Raw genomic sequence first — 18445 nt, forward strand, 5'->3', positions numbered from 1 at the left:
AAGAGTGAATTAGGATATGGACAGAGCACTGTATTTAGCAATGAGTGGTGGCACCCAAGTAATGAATGCTCAAGCCATTCATGCCAACAACTTAGCAAACGTCTCTACAACTGGCTTTCGTTCTGATTTTGAACAAGCGCGCTCTATGCAGGTAAATGGTGATTTTCACCCTTCAAGGGTTTATGCCATGACTGAAAACCCTGGAACAAATTTCGACACTGGGCCTATGCAACAAACTGGCAGGGCGATGGATGTAGCTGTTCAAGGAAAAGGCTTTATTGCGGCTCTGGATGCAACAGGACAAGAAGTGTATACCCGCTCAGGAGATTTGCAGCTTACCGTTTCAGGTCAGTTGGTCACTGGGACAGGGTTGCCCGTAGTTGGAGCGGCTGGCCCTATTTTTTTACCACCACTCGACGAGATTGCTGTCAGTGAGGATGGCACCATTTCGATTATTCCTCAGGGCGGTGACGGTACTCAGATGACAGCATTAAACCGTTTGAAACTTGTTTCTGCGGACCCTGAAATGCTAACGAAGGGTGAGGATGGTTTGGTGCGTACTAAAAGCGGCGAGATGCTGCTTGCGGATAACAACGTTCAAGTGATTTCCGGTTTTTTAGAAGGCAGTAATGTTAACGCCGTTGAAGAGATGACCAGCATCATGGAGTTGTCACGCCGCTTCGAAATGAACATCAAAGTTATGAATACTGTGCGTGAGAATGAAAACGCATCGGCACGAATTCTTGAACGTAGCTAATAAGCTAGCGATTCTAAAAAGATAAGGAGCACACAATGCATTCAGCACTATGGGTTGCCAAAACCGGTTTGTCTGCGATGGACAAACAATTGTCCACGATTTCCAACAATCTAGCTAACGTATCGACAACGGCGTTTAAAAAGGACCGTGCGGTATTTGAAAACCTCATGTATCAAACACTGAGAGCGCCTGGTGGGTTGTCTTCGCAAAACACAGAGCTGCCATCAGGATTGCAGATGGGGGCGGGTGTGCGTGTGACCGGAACGCAAAAGAACTTTGAAGAAGGTGATTACAACATCACGGACCGTCAGCTTGATGTGGCGATACAAGGTGCAGGCTTTTTTCAAGTGGTTCAGCCGGACGGCACGATGGCTTATACCCGTGATGGCCAGTTTCAATTAAACAGTAACGGTGATTTGGTGGATTCAAGTGGTTTATTGATTGAGCCTGGTATATCGATCGATTCTGATGTGGTTGAAATCAATATTGCCGAAGATGGGATAGTATCTGTGCTCAGAGCTGGGCAAACAGACATGGAAGAAGTGGGCGCTCTTAATATCGCTAACTTTATTAACCCTACGGGTCTAAATTTTCTAGGCAGTAACCTTTATGGTGAAACCACAGCAAGCGGTGCGCCGATTGTTGGAGTGCCTGGGTTGGATGGTTTGGGCTCATTAAGTCAAGGGATGCTTGAATCGTCTAACGTGAACTCGATTGAAGAGCTGGTCAATATGATTACCACACAGCGTGCTTACGAAATGAACTCGAAAGTGATTTCCGCTGCAGATGGTATGCTTAGTTTCGTTAATCAACAGTTGTAGAGGTTTTATCCGATGCGTTACTTGTTTGCGTTATTTCCATTGGTGTTGGTGGGGTGTGCGGCGGTGGAACCTGCGCCGGTTTCGGATGATCCTTATTACGCGCCTGTCATTCAGCCATCCATTCAGTACACACAAACCAGCGACGGTGGGATTTACCAAGCGGGCATGGGTGACGTATTTTTTGGTGACAAAAAAGCGCGTCAAGTAGGAGATATTCTGACGGTGAGTTTGTCCGAAAGTACCAGCTCTACGAAAACGAATGCGGCATCGGTTTCAAAATCTTCTTCTGCAACGATTCAAAACCCTACGATTTTAGGGTTGCCAATTGGCTTAGATACAAGCTTGCCTGGTATGAACAGTGATTTCTCGGGTAACGCGAATGCCAATCAAAGTAACAGTCTGTCTGGTAGTATTACCGTAACAGTTTATGAAGTGTATCCAAATGGGTTGCTAGCGGTAAGAGGTGAGAAGTGGATTACCTTGAATCGTGGTCAGGAATACATTCGTTTATCTGGTCTTGTTCGAGAGGAAGATATAAGCTCTGACAACACGGTAGAGTCTACTCGGTTAGCCGACGCACGAATCGCTTACTCTGGTACGGGTGAGCTGGCATCTGGTAGTGAACAGGGTTGGTTAACACGAGCGATTAATACAAGCTGGTGGCCTTTCTAATTATAAAGAGAACGTGAACATGAAGACCTTTTGCTTAACACTAATATTGATGATCTTTACGAGTGAGGCGGTGGCCGAGCGTCTTAAAGACATTGCAAGTGTGGCAGGAGTGCGCGAAAACCAATTGTTTGGCTATGGGTTGGTGATTGGTTTGAATGGCACGGGCGACGATACCGATTTTACCAATCAAAGCTTCATTAGTATGCTAAATCAGTTTGGTATTAATCTACCGGATGGAGCGAATACCGACTCTGATAATGTTGCCGCGGTATCATTGACGGCGACTTTGCCGCCATTTTCTAAGCCAGGGCAGTCGATTGATGTCACGGTGTCTTCCTTAGGTAACGCCAGCTCATTACGAGGTGGAACACTACTGTTGTCCGCTTTGAAAGGTGCCGATGGCCAAGTTTATGCGATTGCTCAAGGCAATCTTGTCGTTGGCGGTCTTGGGACCGGCGGAGCTGATGGATCTCGTCAGTCAATTACGACGCCAACAGTGGCGCGTATTCCGAATGGTGCGAGTGTAGAGAAAGCGGTCGCCAACAGTTTTAATCGTGGCGATACGTTAACGTTTAATTTAAATCGCCCAGACTTTACAACGGCGAAACAAGTGGCTGATAAAATCAATGGATTGCTAGGCCCTGGTGTCGCTCAATCTTTAGACGCGACCTCCGTTCGTGTTACCGCGCCGCGTGACCCCTCCCAGCGAGTTACTTTTTTATCTATCCTAGAAAATCTCGAGGTTGAGCTTGGTCGTGAACGGGCGAAAATTGTCGTCAACTCACGTACTGGCACCATTATTATTGGGCAAGATGTAACGGTTTCACCTGCAGCGGTTACCCACGGCAGTCTCACTGTTACAATCAAGTCAAATCCTGAAATAGGGCAACCTGGTATCCTGCCTGGTGCCGGTCAAGAGCTGGCCCCTCGACAAGAGATAGAGACAGACGAAGAAAGTGGCCATATGTTTGTCTTCACACAAGGTGCTTCGTTAAATGATATTGTTCGAGCCGTTAATCAAGTGGGGGCTGCACCGGGTGATGTGATGGCCATTTTGGAAGGGCTAAAGCAGGCTGGTGCGCTCAACGCAGACTTGGTTGTTATCTAGGGGGAATGATGAGCAGAATCGATAATAATGCATTCTTTGCGGACTTTAACTCTCTTGCTAGTTTAAAGCGTCAAGCGCAACAAGACCCGGATGCAGCGCTTAAAAAGGTTGCTCAAGAATTCGAAGCCATCTTTATTAATATGATGTTTAAGAATATGCGTGAAGCCAATGAGAATATTGGTGGGGGGTTATTCGATAGCACGCAAACCAAACAATATACCGAGATGATGGATACTCAGATGGCCCAGTCCTTAGCGAATGCTGGAGGTATTGGTATATCAGAGTCTTTAATTCGACAGCTACAGGGGCAAGGATCAGGTGTTTCTAGCCCTGATCTGAATGACGCCTCAGATTCAGAAACTCACTTCTTGCGTAGCTTGCCTACGCTCGATGCGGAACGCATTCGAGCGGTTGCCAAAAAAGCCGCGGAAGATTTTACGGGTGCAGTTCAAACGCCAATTTCGTCATCATCAGTATCCGCTAAAGATGTCGCATTTGATTCGCCAGATCGCTTTGTCGAGACGCTTTGGCCTCATGCTCAGAAAGCCGGTGAAAAGCTAGGTGTTGATCCAAAAGCAATATTGGCTCAGGCGGCGTTAGAGACAGGCTGGGGGAAACATCCAATTGCTAAATTTGATGGTAGTCCTAGTTATAACCTGTTTGGGATTAAAGCAGATCAGCGTTGGTCGGGGGATCGAGCAACAGTAAATACGCTTGAGTTTCGCGATGGCGTAGCCCAGAAAGAAAAAGCAGCGTTTCGTGCCTATGATTCTTTCGAGCATAGTTTTGATGATTATGCCAATTTTCTACAAACCAGTGAACGGTACCAAAATGCCCTGCAAGCAGGGGATGATGCGGCAATGTTTGCCGCTTATTTGCAGAAAGGCGGTTATGCTACAGACCCAAACTATGCCGATAAGATTTCCAATATCTTATCAAGTAAGTGGTTTAAATCTCTTTTATAACAATAGCTTGAGCGTTTCATTTTAGAGCGTTTGGTTTATTTTTAGATTAAATTCAATTCTGGTAAAGTAATTGCATCAACTGTCGATATAGAAGTATACGCACTCGCGTTTTTGTATCTAAGAGGTTGATAGCATGTCTAGTCTATATTCCATTGGTTTGTCCGGTTTGCAGTCGAGTACAGCACGTATTACGACGACAGGTCAAAACACCGCAAACGTGGATACGGAAGGATACAGTCGTCAAAATACCGCGACGGTCAGTCGCTCCGGTGGCGGAGTGCTGGTTCAAAATACCGATCGGATTGTGAATCAGTACCTTAACCAGCAAGTGTGGAGTGATACTTCTAACCATAGTTATTATGAGAGCTACCATTCAATGATGTCGTCATTTGACTCCATTGTGGGAGAGGAAAGTGTCTCGATTAGTAGCTACTTAGACAATGCCTTTAGCTCTTTGCAGAAAGCAAACAGTGATCCAACCGATAGTGCTTCCCGAGCTCATGCATATTCTAGTTTCCGTGAAATGGTTGCTCAGTACAACGAATTGTCAGGTTATGTATCTAACCAGCGCGAGTTGGCGAGCGATGAGATTTCTACGAATGTCGATAGCATCAATAATATTACCGAGCAAATTGCATCGTTAAATAAGCAAATATTTAAACTTGAGTCGACGACACAAAACTCAGCGAATGAGTTACGTGATCAGCAGGAGCAGCTGGTTAAAGAGCTCTCTAGTTTTCTCGACGTGAAAGTAAAATACGATGACAATAAGCTGATGACAGTGAATTTGAGCTCTGGGCAGCCTTTGGTTCTGCAAGATGGTAATAATGAACTAGCGTTAACGAGCAATCCCAAGAATCCTGATGCACCAATAGGAATCGAGTTAAGCTTTGGTCGTTACGAAGTCAATATTCCCACTGATGAGCTTGGCGGTTCTATGGGGGGGTTAATAGCTTTTAGAAATGAATTTGTTACCACCGCTGAACGTATGTTGGGTCAGCAAGCGTTAGTGTTAACTGACACAATGAATCAGCAAAACCAGTTAGGCCTAGATTTCAATGGTGAATACGGCATTAACTTGTTTTCAACGGACCCGATCAACACTGTAAACAACCCAAATAATAATGATGCTTCGGCTAATATTGCAGTTCGAGTCACGCCAGGTGCTTCGAGTGAGATCACGACGGACACTTATGAAGTGGTAATGAATTCTCCTACGGAATTTAAGGTGGTCACCTACGACGATCAAGGCCGTATTTCAAGAGAGTCAGGCGCAATTGATATTTCTGCTGCAGCGTCAGGTGATTATTTTACGGTTCCGGAATTTGGTGTAGATATTCAAATTAACTCGCCTGCGAATTATTCGTCAGATGATCGATTCCAATTTGTGCCAACGAAAAGTGCGGCGTCATCACTGCGTTTAAGCGCTCGTAGTGGCGATGATTTTGCTTTGGCGGCACCAATTTCCGTATCCCGCGGTGATCAGAATTTATCCGAAGCATCGATTAGTATTTCGTCTATTACGAGTACTGATCCATCTGCTTCGGCTTTTACTCAAAGTGGTGGTCTATATAATTATGCGCCTCAATCACTGTCATTTGACGCCAACGGTGATGTGACCGTATACGATGGTAATGCTCCAGCGAACATCCTTGCTGGCCCTCAAACATTGACCGACTATACTGATATTTTAGAGGAATTAGGGTTAGCAGCGGGAGCAGGATTTGATATCAATCTAGACGGCCCTCCCAAACCAGGCGATAGCTTTTCAATCGGCTTTAATGCAGATGGCGAGTCAGATAACTTTAATGGCTTAATATTAGCTAACTTGCAGAATGAGTCGACAGTTGGTGGAACGCGATCTTATTCAGCTGCTTTTTCGTCGTTAGTCACAGAAGTAGGTAGTTTAACTGCTTCGCTAAAAACGAACTCCAGCTCGAGTGAAGTGGTCATGAATCAATCGGTTGCGGCACGAGATCAAGTATCAGCAGTGAGTTTAGATGAAGAAGCTGTCAATTTAATACGATTCCAGCAGTCCTATACGGCTTCTGCTCAGGTGTTGACGGCCGCCCAAAGTACATTTTCAACGCTTATTAGTGCGCTGAGGTAGGTAAATTATGCGAGTTACTACAAACCTGATTTTTAATCAATCTGAACTGTCTATGTCGAAGGCAAATGAGCGCTACTTAAAGGTTCAGGAAAAAATTGCCGAGCAATCGGATATTGTTCGCCCAAGTGATGATCCTAATGGCGCAGGGCAGTTGTTGCGCTATGGCGCTGATACAAAGTTACTGGAGCAATACGAAAAGAATATGACCTTGGCTACCAATGCTTTGGAGTATGAGTCGGTAGCACTTGAGAGCTTGAATAGCACACTAGATGAAATCAATAAGCGAATGATCCAAAGTAATAATGGTGCTAATTCCCAGGTTGATTTGGATACCTTGGCAGGTGAAATGGAAAACTTGCTGGCTTCCGCGGCAGATTTGATGAATTCCCAAGATTCAAATGGTAAATACATTTTTGCTGGGACAAATGCTAATTCGCCTGCTTTTGTAAAAGACGCTAGTGGTGCCTTTCAATATGCTGGCAATGAGGCGCAAAAAAACGCTCAAATTGGTGATAATGTTTCTGTCGCGACAAATGATTCGGGTAAGAAAGTCTTTCAAGACGCTTGGACGCGAAATACGTTTTCTGCTGCTTCCTCCGCTGGAACGGCATCGCTTTCCTATCGAGTTGAAGATCAAGGCGCCTACGATGATTTTATCAACAGTCAGTATGTGAATCCGTCACTAGGTGTTGTACCGTCTCCCAATGACTTTACGCTCACTACGACAGCAGGTGCTCCGGATCAGTTTTCATTTCAAGACAGTTCCGGTAACGTTCTTGCATCAGGTGATTTTGTATCAGGTGAGCCTGTTACATTTAATGGCATGGAGTTCACGTTAACAGGTGCCGTCGGCAGTACGGTGAATTTTAGCTTGGATCAGCCTACACGTGACAACGTCATAAACCAAGTTCAATCGGCTATTGATGCGTTGCGCGATCCAAATTTAACGCCTCAACAAAAGAATGAGGCGCGCTTAAACGCATTCACGAGTATTGAGAATACCCAGTCAAATATTGCCACCGCTTCGTCATCTGTTGGTTCGCGTATCAACACGATTGACAACCGAACAGAGTACAGTACGTCTAAGAAAACTTTTAATCAAATTGCTCAAGAGAACATTGGTGGGCTAAACGTTTACAAGGCAACGACTGAGCTTGAGCTTAGCAAGACGGCTTTGGAAGCATCCCAGTTATTGTTCCAGCGTATTAGCTCCTTATCATTGTTTAACTCACTGTAATGGTCTAGGGAAATACCATGGCAACGTTCGATGTTTTAAGCTTGTTTGGCGTAAATATCGATTTTGGTTATTTTAATGCGTTTGAATTGGTCGATACGTTAGGTCTACATAGCCAAGTGCTAGGTACTGCTCGTGTTGGTAATTTGATTGAAAAGCATGGTGAAAAACATCATATAGTCAGTATTGCTATTCGTCAGGTGGCTCTTTCAGGGTTAAAGGGCGCCTTAGAAAATCGCATGCTCCCACACGATCCATCCTTTTACGAGCAACCCACTGCCATTACTGAGTATGAGCGCCGTTATGAGGCCGAAGACAAGTTGATTTTATTATGCTTCTCTTTGGCTTTTGGAAAATCTGTTGTAGGTGTTCGTCGTTTGGAGGGGGCACAATTTTCAAAGTTGCCTCGCGAGCTTCTCTCAAAAAAACACAGCCTTTATCAATACTTTCGACAACTGCTTAATGATAATACGCGAGATTACGTGTTGAGTTATAAAGAAGGGAAAGTGGATTCACTTGAGCCTTTTGAGTCAGCGCTATCTTTACCTTCCACTAATGCAGTAGAGCAATCTCAAGCGCTTGCGAAGCCTGTTATAGAGCCCGTAACGTTTGCGAAGGAGGTCCAAACTGCCTTAGGTTTGATGTCGCAAGGTGTGGAACTCATTACTAAGCAAGTTAAAGCTGTCTTTGCAGGACGGCAATTAGACTTGGATGCTTTTCATAAGTACTGTCATAAGCTGAATCTCTCTTATGAGCGTAATCCTAATGCATTGCTTGCAGTGCGACATATACAAGATACAGATGACTATATTGCTCAGCATGGCGTTGCCTGTGCTATTTTAGCGTGCCATATGGGCAGGGCTCTGCAGCTAGACGAACGTTTTGTTCACGTGATGACACTAGGCGCTCTGCTGTTCGATTTGGGGCGCTTCAAGCTACCTGAACTCATTACCAAAAAAACAGGCAAACTCACTGAAGCGGAGTTTCAGCTGGTTCGTAGGCATTTAAACTTTGGTGAGGTGTTACTAAACTCTAATGATAATGTTCCTAAAGTGATTTATCAGATGCTGTGGGAGCACCATGAGCGTATGGATGGCTCAGGTTATCCTCAAGGTAAAATCGATCATGAAATATCAGTGTATGGCAAAATTGGCGCTATTGTTGATGCCTATGATTCTTTGACATCTGAGCAGTCTCACCGTCAAGCACTGACACCCGTTGAAGCGCTGGATAAAATACAGATCGAATCAGGTTTAGCGTTTGATCCAAAGCTTATGTCTATCTTTGTGAATAGCCTTGGAAGTGTGCCTGTAGGCTCCTGCGTCGAGCTAAGTAATGGGCGTTTAGCTTTTGTTTTAACCCTAAACAATGCGCTTGAGCCATCATTGATAAGGCAGGTGTATAGCTTGACCTCAAAGACATTTATTCCTCCAACAGATTTACCTATTGATAAGGGAGAAGATGTTCTTATTGCAAGAACAGTATCTCCTTCATCTTACGGTTTACGTTTTATTGATCATATTGGCTAATTTTTCTAAAGGTTTTGTTTTTCTGACCGTAAATGTAGTGACAGCAACGCATATTTTAATCGTTTATTAAAACTAAAAAAAAATCAAAAAAAGAGTTAAAGGTTTTTTCAAGAGTGACGATAACAAAAGTATGCAAGATGCAGCCAAATAACTAATTAAATCAAATGGTTGCAGTTAAAAATTACGTTTCTAGGAGAACTTAATCATGGCTTTATATGTAAATACTAATACATCTTCTTTGAATGCTCAGAACCAGATGATGAAAACGGGTAACCAGCTTGATACTGCTTATCAGCGTTTGTCCTCTGGTCTTCGAATTAACAGTGCAGCGGATGATGCAGCAGGTCTTCAAATTTCTAACCGTTTGACATCGCAGGTTAACGGTCTGAACCAGGCGGTTCGAAATGCAAACGATGGTATCTCTCTTGCGCAAACAGCAGAGGGTGCATTGGATGAAACGACCAATATGCTACAGCGTATGCGTACGCTAGCTATTCAGTCTGCTAACGGCTCTAACACAGATAAAGACCGTGTAGCGCTTCAGCAAGAAATGAGTCAATTATCAGAAGAGATCAACCGTGTTGCGGATACAACAACATTTGGTGGGCAAAACCTTCTAGATGGTACTTATACCGGTACATTCCAAGTGGGTGCAGACTCCAACCAAACAATTAGTTTCTCTCTGGCTGCAGGTGGTGCGGCGGGTTCTATCGACTTCGCTGGTAACGGCGGTATGACTATGTCTGGTTTGTCAGATCAGGCTTCAGTACAAGTCACTAAAGACAGCGCATCGATTTCTTCTGCGGTTAATGCACAAAGTATGATTGCGATCTTGGATACCATGATTGCCGCGGTAGACTCTAAACGAGCAGAGCTCGGTGCGGTTCAAAACCGATTTAGTTCAACAATTAGTAACCTAAGCAATATATCAGAAAACGTATCGGCAGCCCGTTCACGAATTCGTGATACAGATTTCGCAACAGAGACCGCCGCATTGACCAGTGCTCAGATCTTACAGCAAGCAAGCTCTACTATCCTAGCGCAGGCTAATCAGCGTCCACAAACCGCCTTGTCTTTACTTGGAGGCTAATAATAGTTAAAAAAAGAGCGGCTGATCAGGCCGCTCGTGATATGAAGCAAATTTCGAATACCGGAGGTAAGAGGTTTTGGCGAAGGTATTCGAAACGTTTCGCTTCTTTCTCCTAGAAGTGATTTTTGAGCCAAGTGTTAGCGCACTTGGCTTTTTTTATGGAAGCTTGGCGAGCTTCCGGTATTTATAGAGCAAAGGGCGTGCCAAGTAAAAAGGTATTAAATGGAAGGAAGAAGTGTGTTAAATACGTGCTTTTTTATAATTTAGTTAAGACTGAAAAAGATATAAAGATCAATAGTTTGCCGTGGAGTAGGATTTTTTTTGCCGAAAGCGGAAAAAAAATTCAAAAAAAAGCTAAAGCTATGTTCGAGTAAGCCGTTAACGACTACAAGAGGTTTAAGGTGTTAGTTGATTTGGCGATCACTCCACCGATTAAAGGTTCTGCTTGGCGGCAGGCCTAAATGGCGAAACTAGGAGGCTATTATGGCTTTATATGTAAATACTAATACATCTTCCCTGAACGCTCAGAATCAGATGATGAAAACCGGTAATCAGCTTGATACTGCTTACCAACGTTTATCTTCTGGTATGCGTATCAACAGCGCAGCAGATGATGCAGCAGGTCTTCAAATCTCAAACCGTTTGACTTCTCAGGTGAATGGTTTGAATCAAGCGGTTCGAAATGCAAACGACGGTATCTCTTTGGCGCAAACAGCAGAAGGCGCGATGGACGAAACCACTAACATGCTTCAGCGTATGCGTACGTTAGCACTGCAATCTGCAAACGGATCTAACACAGATAAAGACCGTGTGGCGTTGCAGCAAGAAGTGACTGCCTTGTCTGAAGAGATCAACCGAGTTGCATCAGATACAACATTCGGTGGACAAAACCTATTAGATGGTACTTACACTGGTACCTTCCAAGTGGGTGCGGATGCTAACCAAACGATTAGTTTCTCATTAGCAAATGGCGGTGCGGCTAACTCTGTTGATTTTGCTGGAAACGGCGGGATGACAGTGTCTGGACTATCTGATCAAGCTACTACACAAGTTTCAAAAGATACTATATCTGTTTCAACAGCAGCCAATGCGCAAAGTATGGTTGCGATTTTGGATACTATGATTGCAACGGTTGACTCTAAGCGTGCTGAGTTGGGTGCGGTGCAAAACCGTTTCAGTTCAACGATTAGTAACTTGAGCAACATATCTGAAAACGTTTCCGCTGCACGTTCACGTATTCGTGATACAGATTTCGCAACAGAAACTGCTGCATTGACCAGCGCACAGATTTTGCAACAAGCAAGCTCATCTATTCTGGCTCAGGCTAACCAACGTCCTCAAACTGCGCTATCATTATTAGGCTAAGTTCAATAGAGTGATGTCTGAAAAGCTGGGGTGTCACTCCAGCTTTTTTATTTGGGAGAATATCCATGTCTATTCCTTCTGATTTATCTAAGGCTTCATTTGGGGGCTTTCAGAGTAACCAATCTGCTCAAATACTTGATCAAGAACTCATAGTGTCCCGCCAAAAAGAAGCTAAAGTTGTTAATGAGGCAGCCGATACAAGTACTAGCTCAGATCCAAAAAATTCTGGCAATGGTTTTGCTAACAGTGAGTCCAATAAGCCGTTTGTTGATACGCAAGATGTTGAGGACATCAATGTCAAAATGCGACAGCTAAGTGTTGGTTTATCTTTTGAGAAAACTGAAGACGGTGAGAACAACGTAGTCAAAGTGATTGATCAAGAGACAGGTGATTTGGTCAGGCAGATCCCTACAGAAGAATTTTTAGAAATGTCAAAACGACTCGATGGTATTTTTGGTGAGCTAAATGATCTAAAGGGTAATTTAGTAAACAGTCAAGTGTGAGTCAGCTGTATAAGCTGAAAGAGAGGGGTTATGTCAGTCACATCACTAGGGGTGGGTTCTGGGTTAGATTTAGAGTCACTCGTTAAGAATATGGTCAGTGTCCAGCGCGATACAAAAGTGGCTGCATACAATGATAAAGTCAAAGACTTCCAAGCTGAAGTGTCCGCTTACGGAACCATCAAATCCGCACTAGAGTCTTTTGAAGACGCTGTTGAAAAGCTAAGTGATGAATCTCTTTTTACTGGGCGTACAGCAACCACTACTCAGCCTGAATCAGGCGATATCGTTTCTGTAACATCGGACAGTAGCTCTTCAAACGGTTCTTATAATATCTCTGTTTCGCAACTTGCACAGGGGTCACGTAGTGTCTCTGCGGCAGGCTCATTTTCTACACCTGACGATGTTGTTACCGCTGTAGGTGGTGACATGACATTTACGGCTGGCAGCGAAACATTTACGATTAACGTGGCAGCTGATACAACCCTTTCCGAACTGCGTGAACAAATTAACGATGCATCTGATAATTTTGGTGTGTCGGCAAACCTTGTTGATAATGGCAATGGCGATGTCTATTTAACCCTGAACTCAGATGTAACGGGTACAGGCAATGACCTAGCAGTGAGTAATACAGATGCTTCCCTAGACAGTTTGTCGTCTGTTGCGACTGGAGCAGGTCCTGCAGGCCTGAGTATTGCGGCGGGTTCTGAAGCGCTTGATGCAATTATTGAAGTCGACGGTATTACCATTAACAGTACCAGCAACACATTCGAAGGGGCTGTCTCAGGCTTGACGATTAAGGCACTTGCTAAGTCTCAAGACGATGGTACAGGTAATCCAGAAACGGCAAAGACAACGGTAGATTTTGATACCAATACAGTCAAAGAGACTTTAGAAAGCTTCATTGAGTCCTACAATGCGTTGCTGACAAAATTTGATTCCTATACCGCGACAGGCGCAGTATTGAATGGTAGTAGTCTTATTCGTGGATTAGAGTCTTCCTTGAACGCTGATTTGATGACGACATTTTCTGATTCTGGTGCTCTAAGCTCTATATTTGATCTTGGCATAGAAATGGATGACAACAGCTTTTTGTCATTAGATACGACGAAATTTGATGAAGCGATGGATGAAAGCTACGATGATGTGGCGACGTTGTTCTCTGCTGAGAACGGTTTGGCCAGTATCATGGAAGACTATTTGAGTAACTTCACTGGCTCAGGTGGCTTGTTGAAAGACATGAGCACTTCTTCTCAAGATTCGGTTGATAAAACCAAAGACCAGCTAGAAAATTATGAGTATCGGATGGATCTTTACGAGCAACAATTGCGTGACAAGTTTACGACGTTGGATGGCCTACTTGCCAGCATGTCGTCAAATGGCAACTATTTAATCACGCAGCTAAGCAACTTAAATAATAGCTAGGTATAGAGGTGTTTATGTACGGAAATAAAGCTATTAATGCGTATAAAAAAGGCTCATTAAAAGCCGACCTTGCTGGAGCTGACCCGCATCGAGTGATACAGCTTTTGATGCAAGGTGCTTTAGAGCGATTGTCTTTGAGTAAAGGCTTTATTGAGCGACGTGATCTTGAGGCAAAATCGACAACCCTTACGCGTGTTGTGGAAATTATTAATGCTTTGAGAGACTCGTTAGATCGTGATGCGAACCCTGAATTAGTCGATAACCTAGATGCTTTATACGATTATATGATTGGTTTAATTCATCAAGCCAGTTTAAAAATGGACACTAGTAAAATAGATGAAGTGATTCGTCTGATGCTTGAGATAAAGTCGGCTTGGGATCAAATCGGTGAAGCGGCTAAGCAAGAGGCTTATGCCATGCAAGCAGAGCAGCGACTTGGGACGGCGTGATGCCAGAATCATCGCTTCTTGTAGAGTTGACTTTACTAGAAACTCAGCTCAAAGCCTTATCGTCGGCGCAAAGTTTTGAAGAGCTGCAGGATGTACTGAATGCAAAGCATGATTTTATTCATGCTCTAGACGTTTCTATTATGAACGATGACGAAAAGCAAGCGTTCGTATCATTTTCCCAAACTCATTATGATGTGATGCTCTCTATTAAAGCTATTCGAGAAGAGACACTTGAAGAGTTAAAAGGTCGAAGTTCAGCCAAGAAAAAAGTAAGGCAATACAAAGGTGTGCAAAACAGTGCAGGATGAAATTTCCAAAACTCTAAAGGTGGGTAGCGATTTTTTGGAGTTTTATCAAAAAGGTGTTGAACGGCTAAAAGCTAAAGATCTAGAGTTCTCAGAGCGTTACATTGCTAATATGTCGCATTTTGAAAAAGTCATGCCTCATATATATGAGAATTTCAAAGATTATACGCCTACTAATAAGTATGTCTATCTAGAAGAAAGTGGCGACCTTAACCTGATTGATAAAGAAGCAGGGTGTTCAATATTCAACTCAAACCCCAAAGAGCTTGCACGTGAACGTGTTTCGAACTATTTAAAAAAGCCAAAGACTAGCAGCCTAACGATAGCTAGAAATCAGGCCCACTTTTCTAAGCATGTTCAATACTGTAATAAAATGAGTGAAATTCTGCACTCGGAGCAGGAAAAAAATCAAGAGTTATTAGAAACTCCTGCTTATGTTCCTGCTATGCTAATGTTTGGTTTAGAGTTAGGTTATCAGCTAGAAGTGCTTTTGGACTCGATTACGGTAAAACATCTTTACATATACGAAAGAAATTCTGACTTTTTCTATTATTCTTTATTCTCAATTGATTGGATCTCTATCTTTGATAAGTTTAATGCGGATGGGCACACCTTAAACTTTTTAATTGGTGTTGAACCAGAAAATCTTTTAGATAAGTACCTTATTCAACTTGAAGAAAATGGATATTTCTGGGCACCCAAAACATATCTATATACTGCTCATAGAAGTGAACTGAATTTAAAAGCTATGAATGAGTTTGCCGAAACCTTCCCTAGACAAGCAATGGGGTGGGGCTTTTTTGATGACGCGTTAATGGGGATTGCACAAGGTCTTGTTCCTCAAACTAATCGAAGAATTGCTGCTGTTCCCGTAGAGAACAAAAAAGACTTACCTAGATGGATTCAAGATACACCTGTGTTTATTGTTGGTAATGGCCCGTCGCTGGATAATGTAATTGATCTAATAAAAGAGCACCGTGAGAGTATTATTGTTATTTGTTGTGGTTCAACCATTAATACGTTAAATCGAGTAGGAATTAAGCCGGACTTTCAGGTCGATGTTGAGCGTATGAAGCAAACGGTGGATAAATTTGAGTTTTTAAATTCAGATTACTTAAAAGATATTGTTGGCTTGACCGTTGATGTGATGCATCCTAGCTTTTATCAATACTTTGATAAGGTCGTGATGGGAGGGAAACCAGGAGAAGCCATTGCAACCTTGATCGGAACCGAAGTGGCAAATGTTGGTTATCATTATGCAAATATGAATAACTCTGGACCCTTTGTAGCGAACTTAGCTTTATCCTATTGTTCTTTATTTGGTTTTAATAACCTCTACTTTGCTGGGGTGGATAACGGCTATAAAGACAGTGGCTCTCATCATTCTAAGCACAGTGGTTATTACAAAGATGGTAAAGAAACAGGTTTTCAGTCATTTAAAAATAGGCGTGGACTGTTAAAGTTGATAGGTAATTTTGGAGATTTAATATATTCTACTAATGAGATGAATCTGTCTAGAGTACAGCTAGGCAGCCTTCTGAAAACTCTAAATAAACGTAAAAATTTTAGCTGCTTTAATCTTTCAGATGGGGCCAAAATTGAAGGTGCTAAAGCGCTTGATATTGATGATGTGCTCATACTTGACGAAGAAATAGATCGTGATGTATTGATGAAAACTCTCTTCGATATTCGGACGATACGTGAGCCTGACAGTATTCGATCCAAAACAGCAAATGAATCTCTGCATATGTCGGATTGTCTAAAGGTCATAAAATCGCTTTATACGTCTTGGGAGTCTCAATACAAATCGAGAGAAGAAGTGTGTCAGATGCTATGGCGTTGTCACCGCTCTATTTATTTCCTAAAAGCCACTCAACATCGTTATATCTATGATTTGATGAAAGGGTCCTTTACGTATGCCGCGTTTTACATGCTCTCTGCGCTATACAGTATTGAAGATGAAGTTAGCTCGGTAAGTGCAGCAGAAGCTATTTTTTCTATATGGCAAGAGTTTTTAGATGAAATGCCATCCATGCTTGAGAAAGCAGCAGATACGATAGACGAAGGTAACGAACATTTAAAAAATTATTATAATGGTTAATGTAATGCTTAACAGTCCTTTTATCATTGCCGAGCTATCTGGCAATCACGACCAAGATTTTGATACAGCCAAGGCTATGATTAAAGCGGCCGCGGAAGCAGGCGTGGATGCGATAAAGCTGCAAACCTATACCGCAGATACCATGACACTGAATGTGCGTAACGAAGAGTTCATGATTGGTGAGGCGGATAGCCTGTGGCAAGGGCAAAACCTATATGATTTGTACGGCAAAGCTTGCACGCCTTGGGAATGGCATCAGCCGTTGTTTGAGTACGCTAAATCGCTTGGCCTAGTAGCCTTTAGTTCCCCGTTTGATGCGTCGGCGGTTGAGTTTCTTGAAAGTCTGAATGTACCTCTTTACAAAGTAGCCTCGTTTGAGCTAACTGATATTCCTTTGATTCAAAAGATTGCTGTGACCGGTAAGCCGACGATTATGTCTACTGGCATGGCTTCTCTCGAAGAAATCGAAGAGGCCGTTGCGGCTTTCCGACATATCAGTGATGCCGAGTTAGTATTATTAAAATGTACCAGTACCTATCCTGCCAATATGGCAGACTCCAACTTAGCGACGATTCCAGATTTAGCGAAGCGCTTTGATTGTCGAGTAGGGTTGTCAGATCATACTCGTGGTATTGGGGCGTCTGTTGCTTCGATTGCGTTTGGGGCGACAGTCATTGAAAAGCACTTTGTGTTAGATCGTTCTGCAGGCGGCGTAGATGCCGAGTTTTCTATGGAACCCGGTGAAATGGCGGCGTTGGTGGAGGCTTGTCATCAAGCTTATACGGCCATTGGCTCTATTATGTACGGTGGTTCGGATGCAGAACAAAAAGCCAAAAAATACCGACGATCGATTTATATTGCCCAAGACCTGCCGGCAGGCACTTTGCTTCGCCCCGAGCATATTAAAATCATTCGACCTTCATTGGGTTTGGCGCCAAAGCACTGGAATGAAGTCATTGGTCGCACGTTAAGTGCTGATGTTCAGTTAGGCCAGCCATTATCATGGGATATTCTCGACTAAACGTAGTCATTCGCGCCGATGCTTCCGTACATATCGGTATGGGGCATCGTGTACGCAGTGAAGTGCTTGCTGAGGCTTTCTCTGAGCAAGGTGCTGAGGTTTGCTTTGTCGTGCATGCCTCATGCGCTGACTTTTCTAAGGAGGGTGACTTTGTTTTTGGGTCTGAGTCAGAGTGGCATGAATTGGCCCACCAAGCAGATATCTTAGTGCTGGACCATTATGGTTATGATGCAGCCGCGATTAATGCATTATTTCAGCTTAATCCTAATCTTCTAGTATTAGACGATAACAACAATCGCGGTGATTTTAACTGTCGCTGGCTACTAAACCCTCTCTCTTTGCGATACTCAGAAACAGTTCAGTTTCCTTTAACTGGGGGGCAGTATGCTCTACTGCGACCACAATTTTCTAAGTATCGAGCAGTAAATCCAATAGGGCGGCAAAAACTGTTGCTCACTTTTGGTGGTACTGACCCGCTTGAATTGACATTACCTTTTATTAAGTCCTTGTTTGAAAAAGGCTTTCCTACTGAATTTCTGCTGATTATGGTAGGCTCAGGCGTACAGAATGCTAAAGAAATACAGGATTATTGCCGACAACATCATATGGAATGCCAGATTGGTGTAAACCAAGTATCTGAGCTGATGGCGCGTAGTCGTTATGCCATTTCAGCAGCAGGCGGCACCTTGTTCGAGCTGGCTTGTATGGGGGTACCAACACATTTTATTCAAGTGGCAGATAACCAAAAAAATGCACTTGATGAGCATACTTTATTAGGTTGGTGCTCGGCCACAAATTTTGTTGATTGCTTACCAAATGAACGACAGGTTTTGATCGATCAAGTGGTAGATAATGTGATAAGAACTTGGCAAAGCGATTTAGCAGAATGCATTCAGTTAGCTGAACGCTGTATTGACGGACAAGGCGCGCAACGTGTGGTTGAAGCCGTGTTGGCGTCTCGTTTGATAAAAGAATGAAACCTTGCTGGAGCAC

Annotated in this window: 18 protein-coding genes; all 18 read left to right on the top strand. The window is 43.4% G+C overall.

The annotated features are described in order from the left end of the window. The first annotated feature begins 16 nt into the window (after window positions 1–16). The 18 genes from flgF to pseG all read left to right on the top strand — a co-directional run bounded on the left by flgF (window position 17) and on the right by pseG (window position 18429). Window positions 17–757 carry a flagellar basal-body rod protein FlgF gene (gene flgF / locus AYW76_RS06110; protein WP_067217160.1) on the top strand — a complete coding sequence of 247 codons (741 nt, stop codon included), beginning with the start codon at window positions 17–19 and terminating at the stop codon, window positions 755–757. Between the two features lie 35 nt (window positions 758–792). Continuing rightward, window positions 793–1578, top strand: coding sequence for a flagellar basal-body rod protein FlgG (gene flgG, locus AYW76_RS06115; protein ID WP_067031143.1), 786 nt, complete (start codon window positions 793–795; stop codon window positions 1576–1578). Window positions 1579–1590: 12 nt separating this feature from the next. Further along, complete coding sequence (gene flgH, locus AYW76_RS06120) at window positions 1591–2250, top strand: flagellar basal body L-ring protein FlgH (RefSeq protein WP_067031140.1); 660 nt, start codon at window positions 1591–1593, stop codon at window positions 2248–2250. A 19-nt stretch (window positions 2251–2269) separates the two neighbouring features. After that, window positions 2270–3358, top strand: a complete 1089-nt coding sequence (locus AYW76_RS06125) for a flagellar basal body P-ring protein FlgI (RefSeq protein ID WP_067217163.1) — start codon at window positions 2270–2272, stop codon at window positions 3356–3358. A gap of 8 nt (window positions 3359–3366) precedes the next feature. Beyond that, window positions 3367–4323, top strand: coding sequence for a flagellar assembly peptidoglycan hydrolase FlgJ (gene flgJ, locus AYW76_RS06130; protein ID WP_156489036.1), 957 nt, complete (start codon window positions 3367–3369; stop codon window positions 4321–4323). 133 nt (window positions 4324–4456) lie between these two features. Next, window positions 4457–6433: a flagellar hook-associated protein FlgK gene (gene flgK / locus AYW76_RS06135; protein ID WP_067217169.1), complete on the top strand. Its 1977-nt coding sequence runs from the start codon at window positions 4457–4459 to the stop codon at window positions 6431–6433. Window positions 6434–6440: 7 nt separating this feature from the next. Further along, complete coding sequence (gene flgL / locus AYW76_RS06140) at window positions 6441–7670, top strand: flagellar hook-associated protein FlgL (protein WP_067217171.1); 1230 nt, start codon at window positions 6441–6443, stop codon at window positions 7668–7670. A gap of 17 nt (window positions 7671–7687) precedes the next feature. Further along, complete coding sequence (locus AYW76_RS06145) at window positions 7688–9196, top strand: HD-GYP domain-containing protein (protein ID WP_067217174.1); 1509 nt, start codon at window positions 7688–7690, stop codon at window positions 9194–9196. Window positions 9197–9401: 205 nt separating this feature from the next. Continuing rightward, window positions 9402–10286 (top strand): flagellin N-terminal helical domain-containing protein, encoded by an 885-nt coding sequence (locus AYW76_RS06150; RefSeq protein WP_067031121.1) that lies wholly within the window; start codon window positions 9402–9404, stop codon window positions 10284–10286. A gap of 125 nt (window positions 10287–10411) precedes the next feature. Further along, window positions 10412–10660, top strand: coding sequence for a hypothetical protein (locus tag AYW76_RS06155; protein ID WP_156489037.1), 249 nt, complete (start codon window positions 10412–10414; stop codon window positions 10658–10660). 109 nt (window positions 10661–10769) lie between these two features. Then, complete coding sequence (locus tag AYW76_RS06160; RefSeq protein ID WP_067217179.1) at window positions 10770–11651, top strand: flagellin N-terminal helical domain-containing protein; 882 nt, start codon at window positions 10770–10772, stop codon at window positions 11649–11651. Between the two features lie 65 nt (window positions 11652–11716). After that, window positions 11717–12154 carry a flagellar protein FlaG gene (locus tag AYW76_RS06165; protein WP_067217181.1) on the top strand — a complete coding sequence of 146 codons (438 nt, stop codon included), beginning with the start codon at window positions 11717–11719 and terminating at the stop codon, window positions 12152–12154. 30 nt (window positions 12155–12184) lie between these two features. Further along, complete coding sequence (gene fliD, locus AYW76_RS06170) at window positions 12185–13576, top strand: flagellar filament capping protein FliD (RefSeq protein ID WP_067217182.1); 1392 nt, start codon at window positions 12185–12187, stop codon at window positions 13574–13576. A 14-nt stretch (window positions 13577–13590) separates the two neighbouring features. Continuing rightward, window positions 13591–14025, top strand: a complete 435-nt coding sequence (fliS, locus tag AYW76_RS06175) for a flagellar export chaperone FliS (RefSeq protein ID WP_067031106.1) — start codon at window positions 13591–13593, stop codon at window positions 14023–14025. Continuing rightward, window positions 14025–14333 carry a hypothetical protein gene (locus AYW76_RS06180; protein ID WP_067217185.1) on the top strand — a complete coding sequence of 103 codons (309 nt, stop codon included), beginning with the start codon at window positions 14025–14027 and terminating at the stop codon, window positions 14331–14333. Before fliS ends, AYW76_RS06180 begins: the two co-directional genes overlap by 1 nt. Beyond that, window positions 14323–16431 carry a 6-hydroxymethylpterin diphosphokinase MptE-like protein gene (locus tag AYW76_RS06185; RefSeq protein WP_067217188.1) on the top strand — a complete coding sequence of 703 codons (2109 nt, stop codon included), beginning with the start codon at window positions 14323–14325 and terminating at the stop codon, window positions 16429–16431. The genes AYW76_RS06180 and AYW76_RS06185 overlap by 11 nt, the downstream gene beginning before the upstream one ends. Window positions 16432–16435: 4 nt before the next feature. Beyond that, on the top strand, window positions 16436–17452 hold the full coding sequence (gene pseI, locus AYW76_RS06190) for a pseudaminic acid synthase (protein WP_231872561.1): 1017 nt from the start codon (window positions 16436–16438) through the stop codon (window positions 17450–17452). After that, window positions 17434–18429, top strand: a complete 996-nt coding sequence (pseG, locus tag AYW76_RS06195; RefSeq protein WP_067217192.1) for a UDP-2,4-diacetamido-2,4,6-trideoxy-beta-L-altropyranose hydrolase — start codon at window positions 17434–17436, stop codon at window positions 18427–18429. Before pseI ends, pseG begins: the two co-directional genes overlap by 19 nt. Window positions 18430–18445: the final 16 nt, after the last annotated feature.

Origin of the sequence: Marinomonas gallaica (assembly GCF_001639745.1) — a bacterium.
Classification (GTDB): Bacteria; Pseudomonadota; Gammaproteobacteria; order Pseudomonadales; family Marinomonadaceae; genus Marinomonas; species Marinomonas gallaica.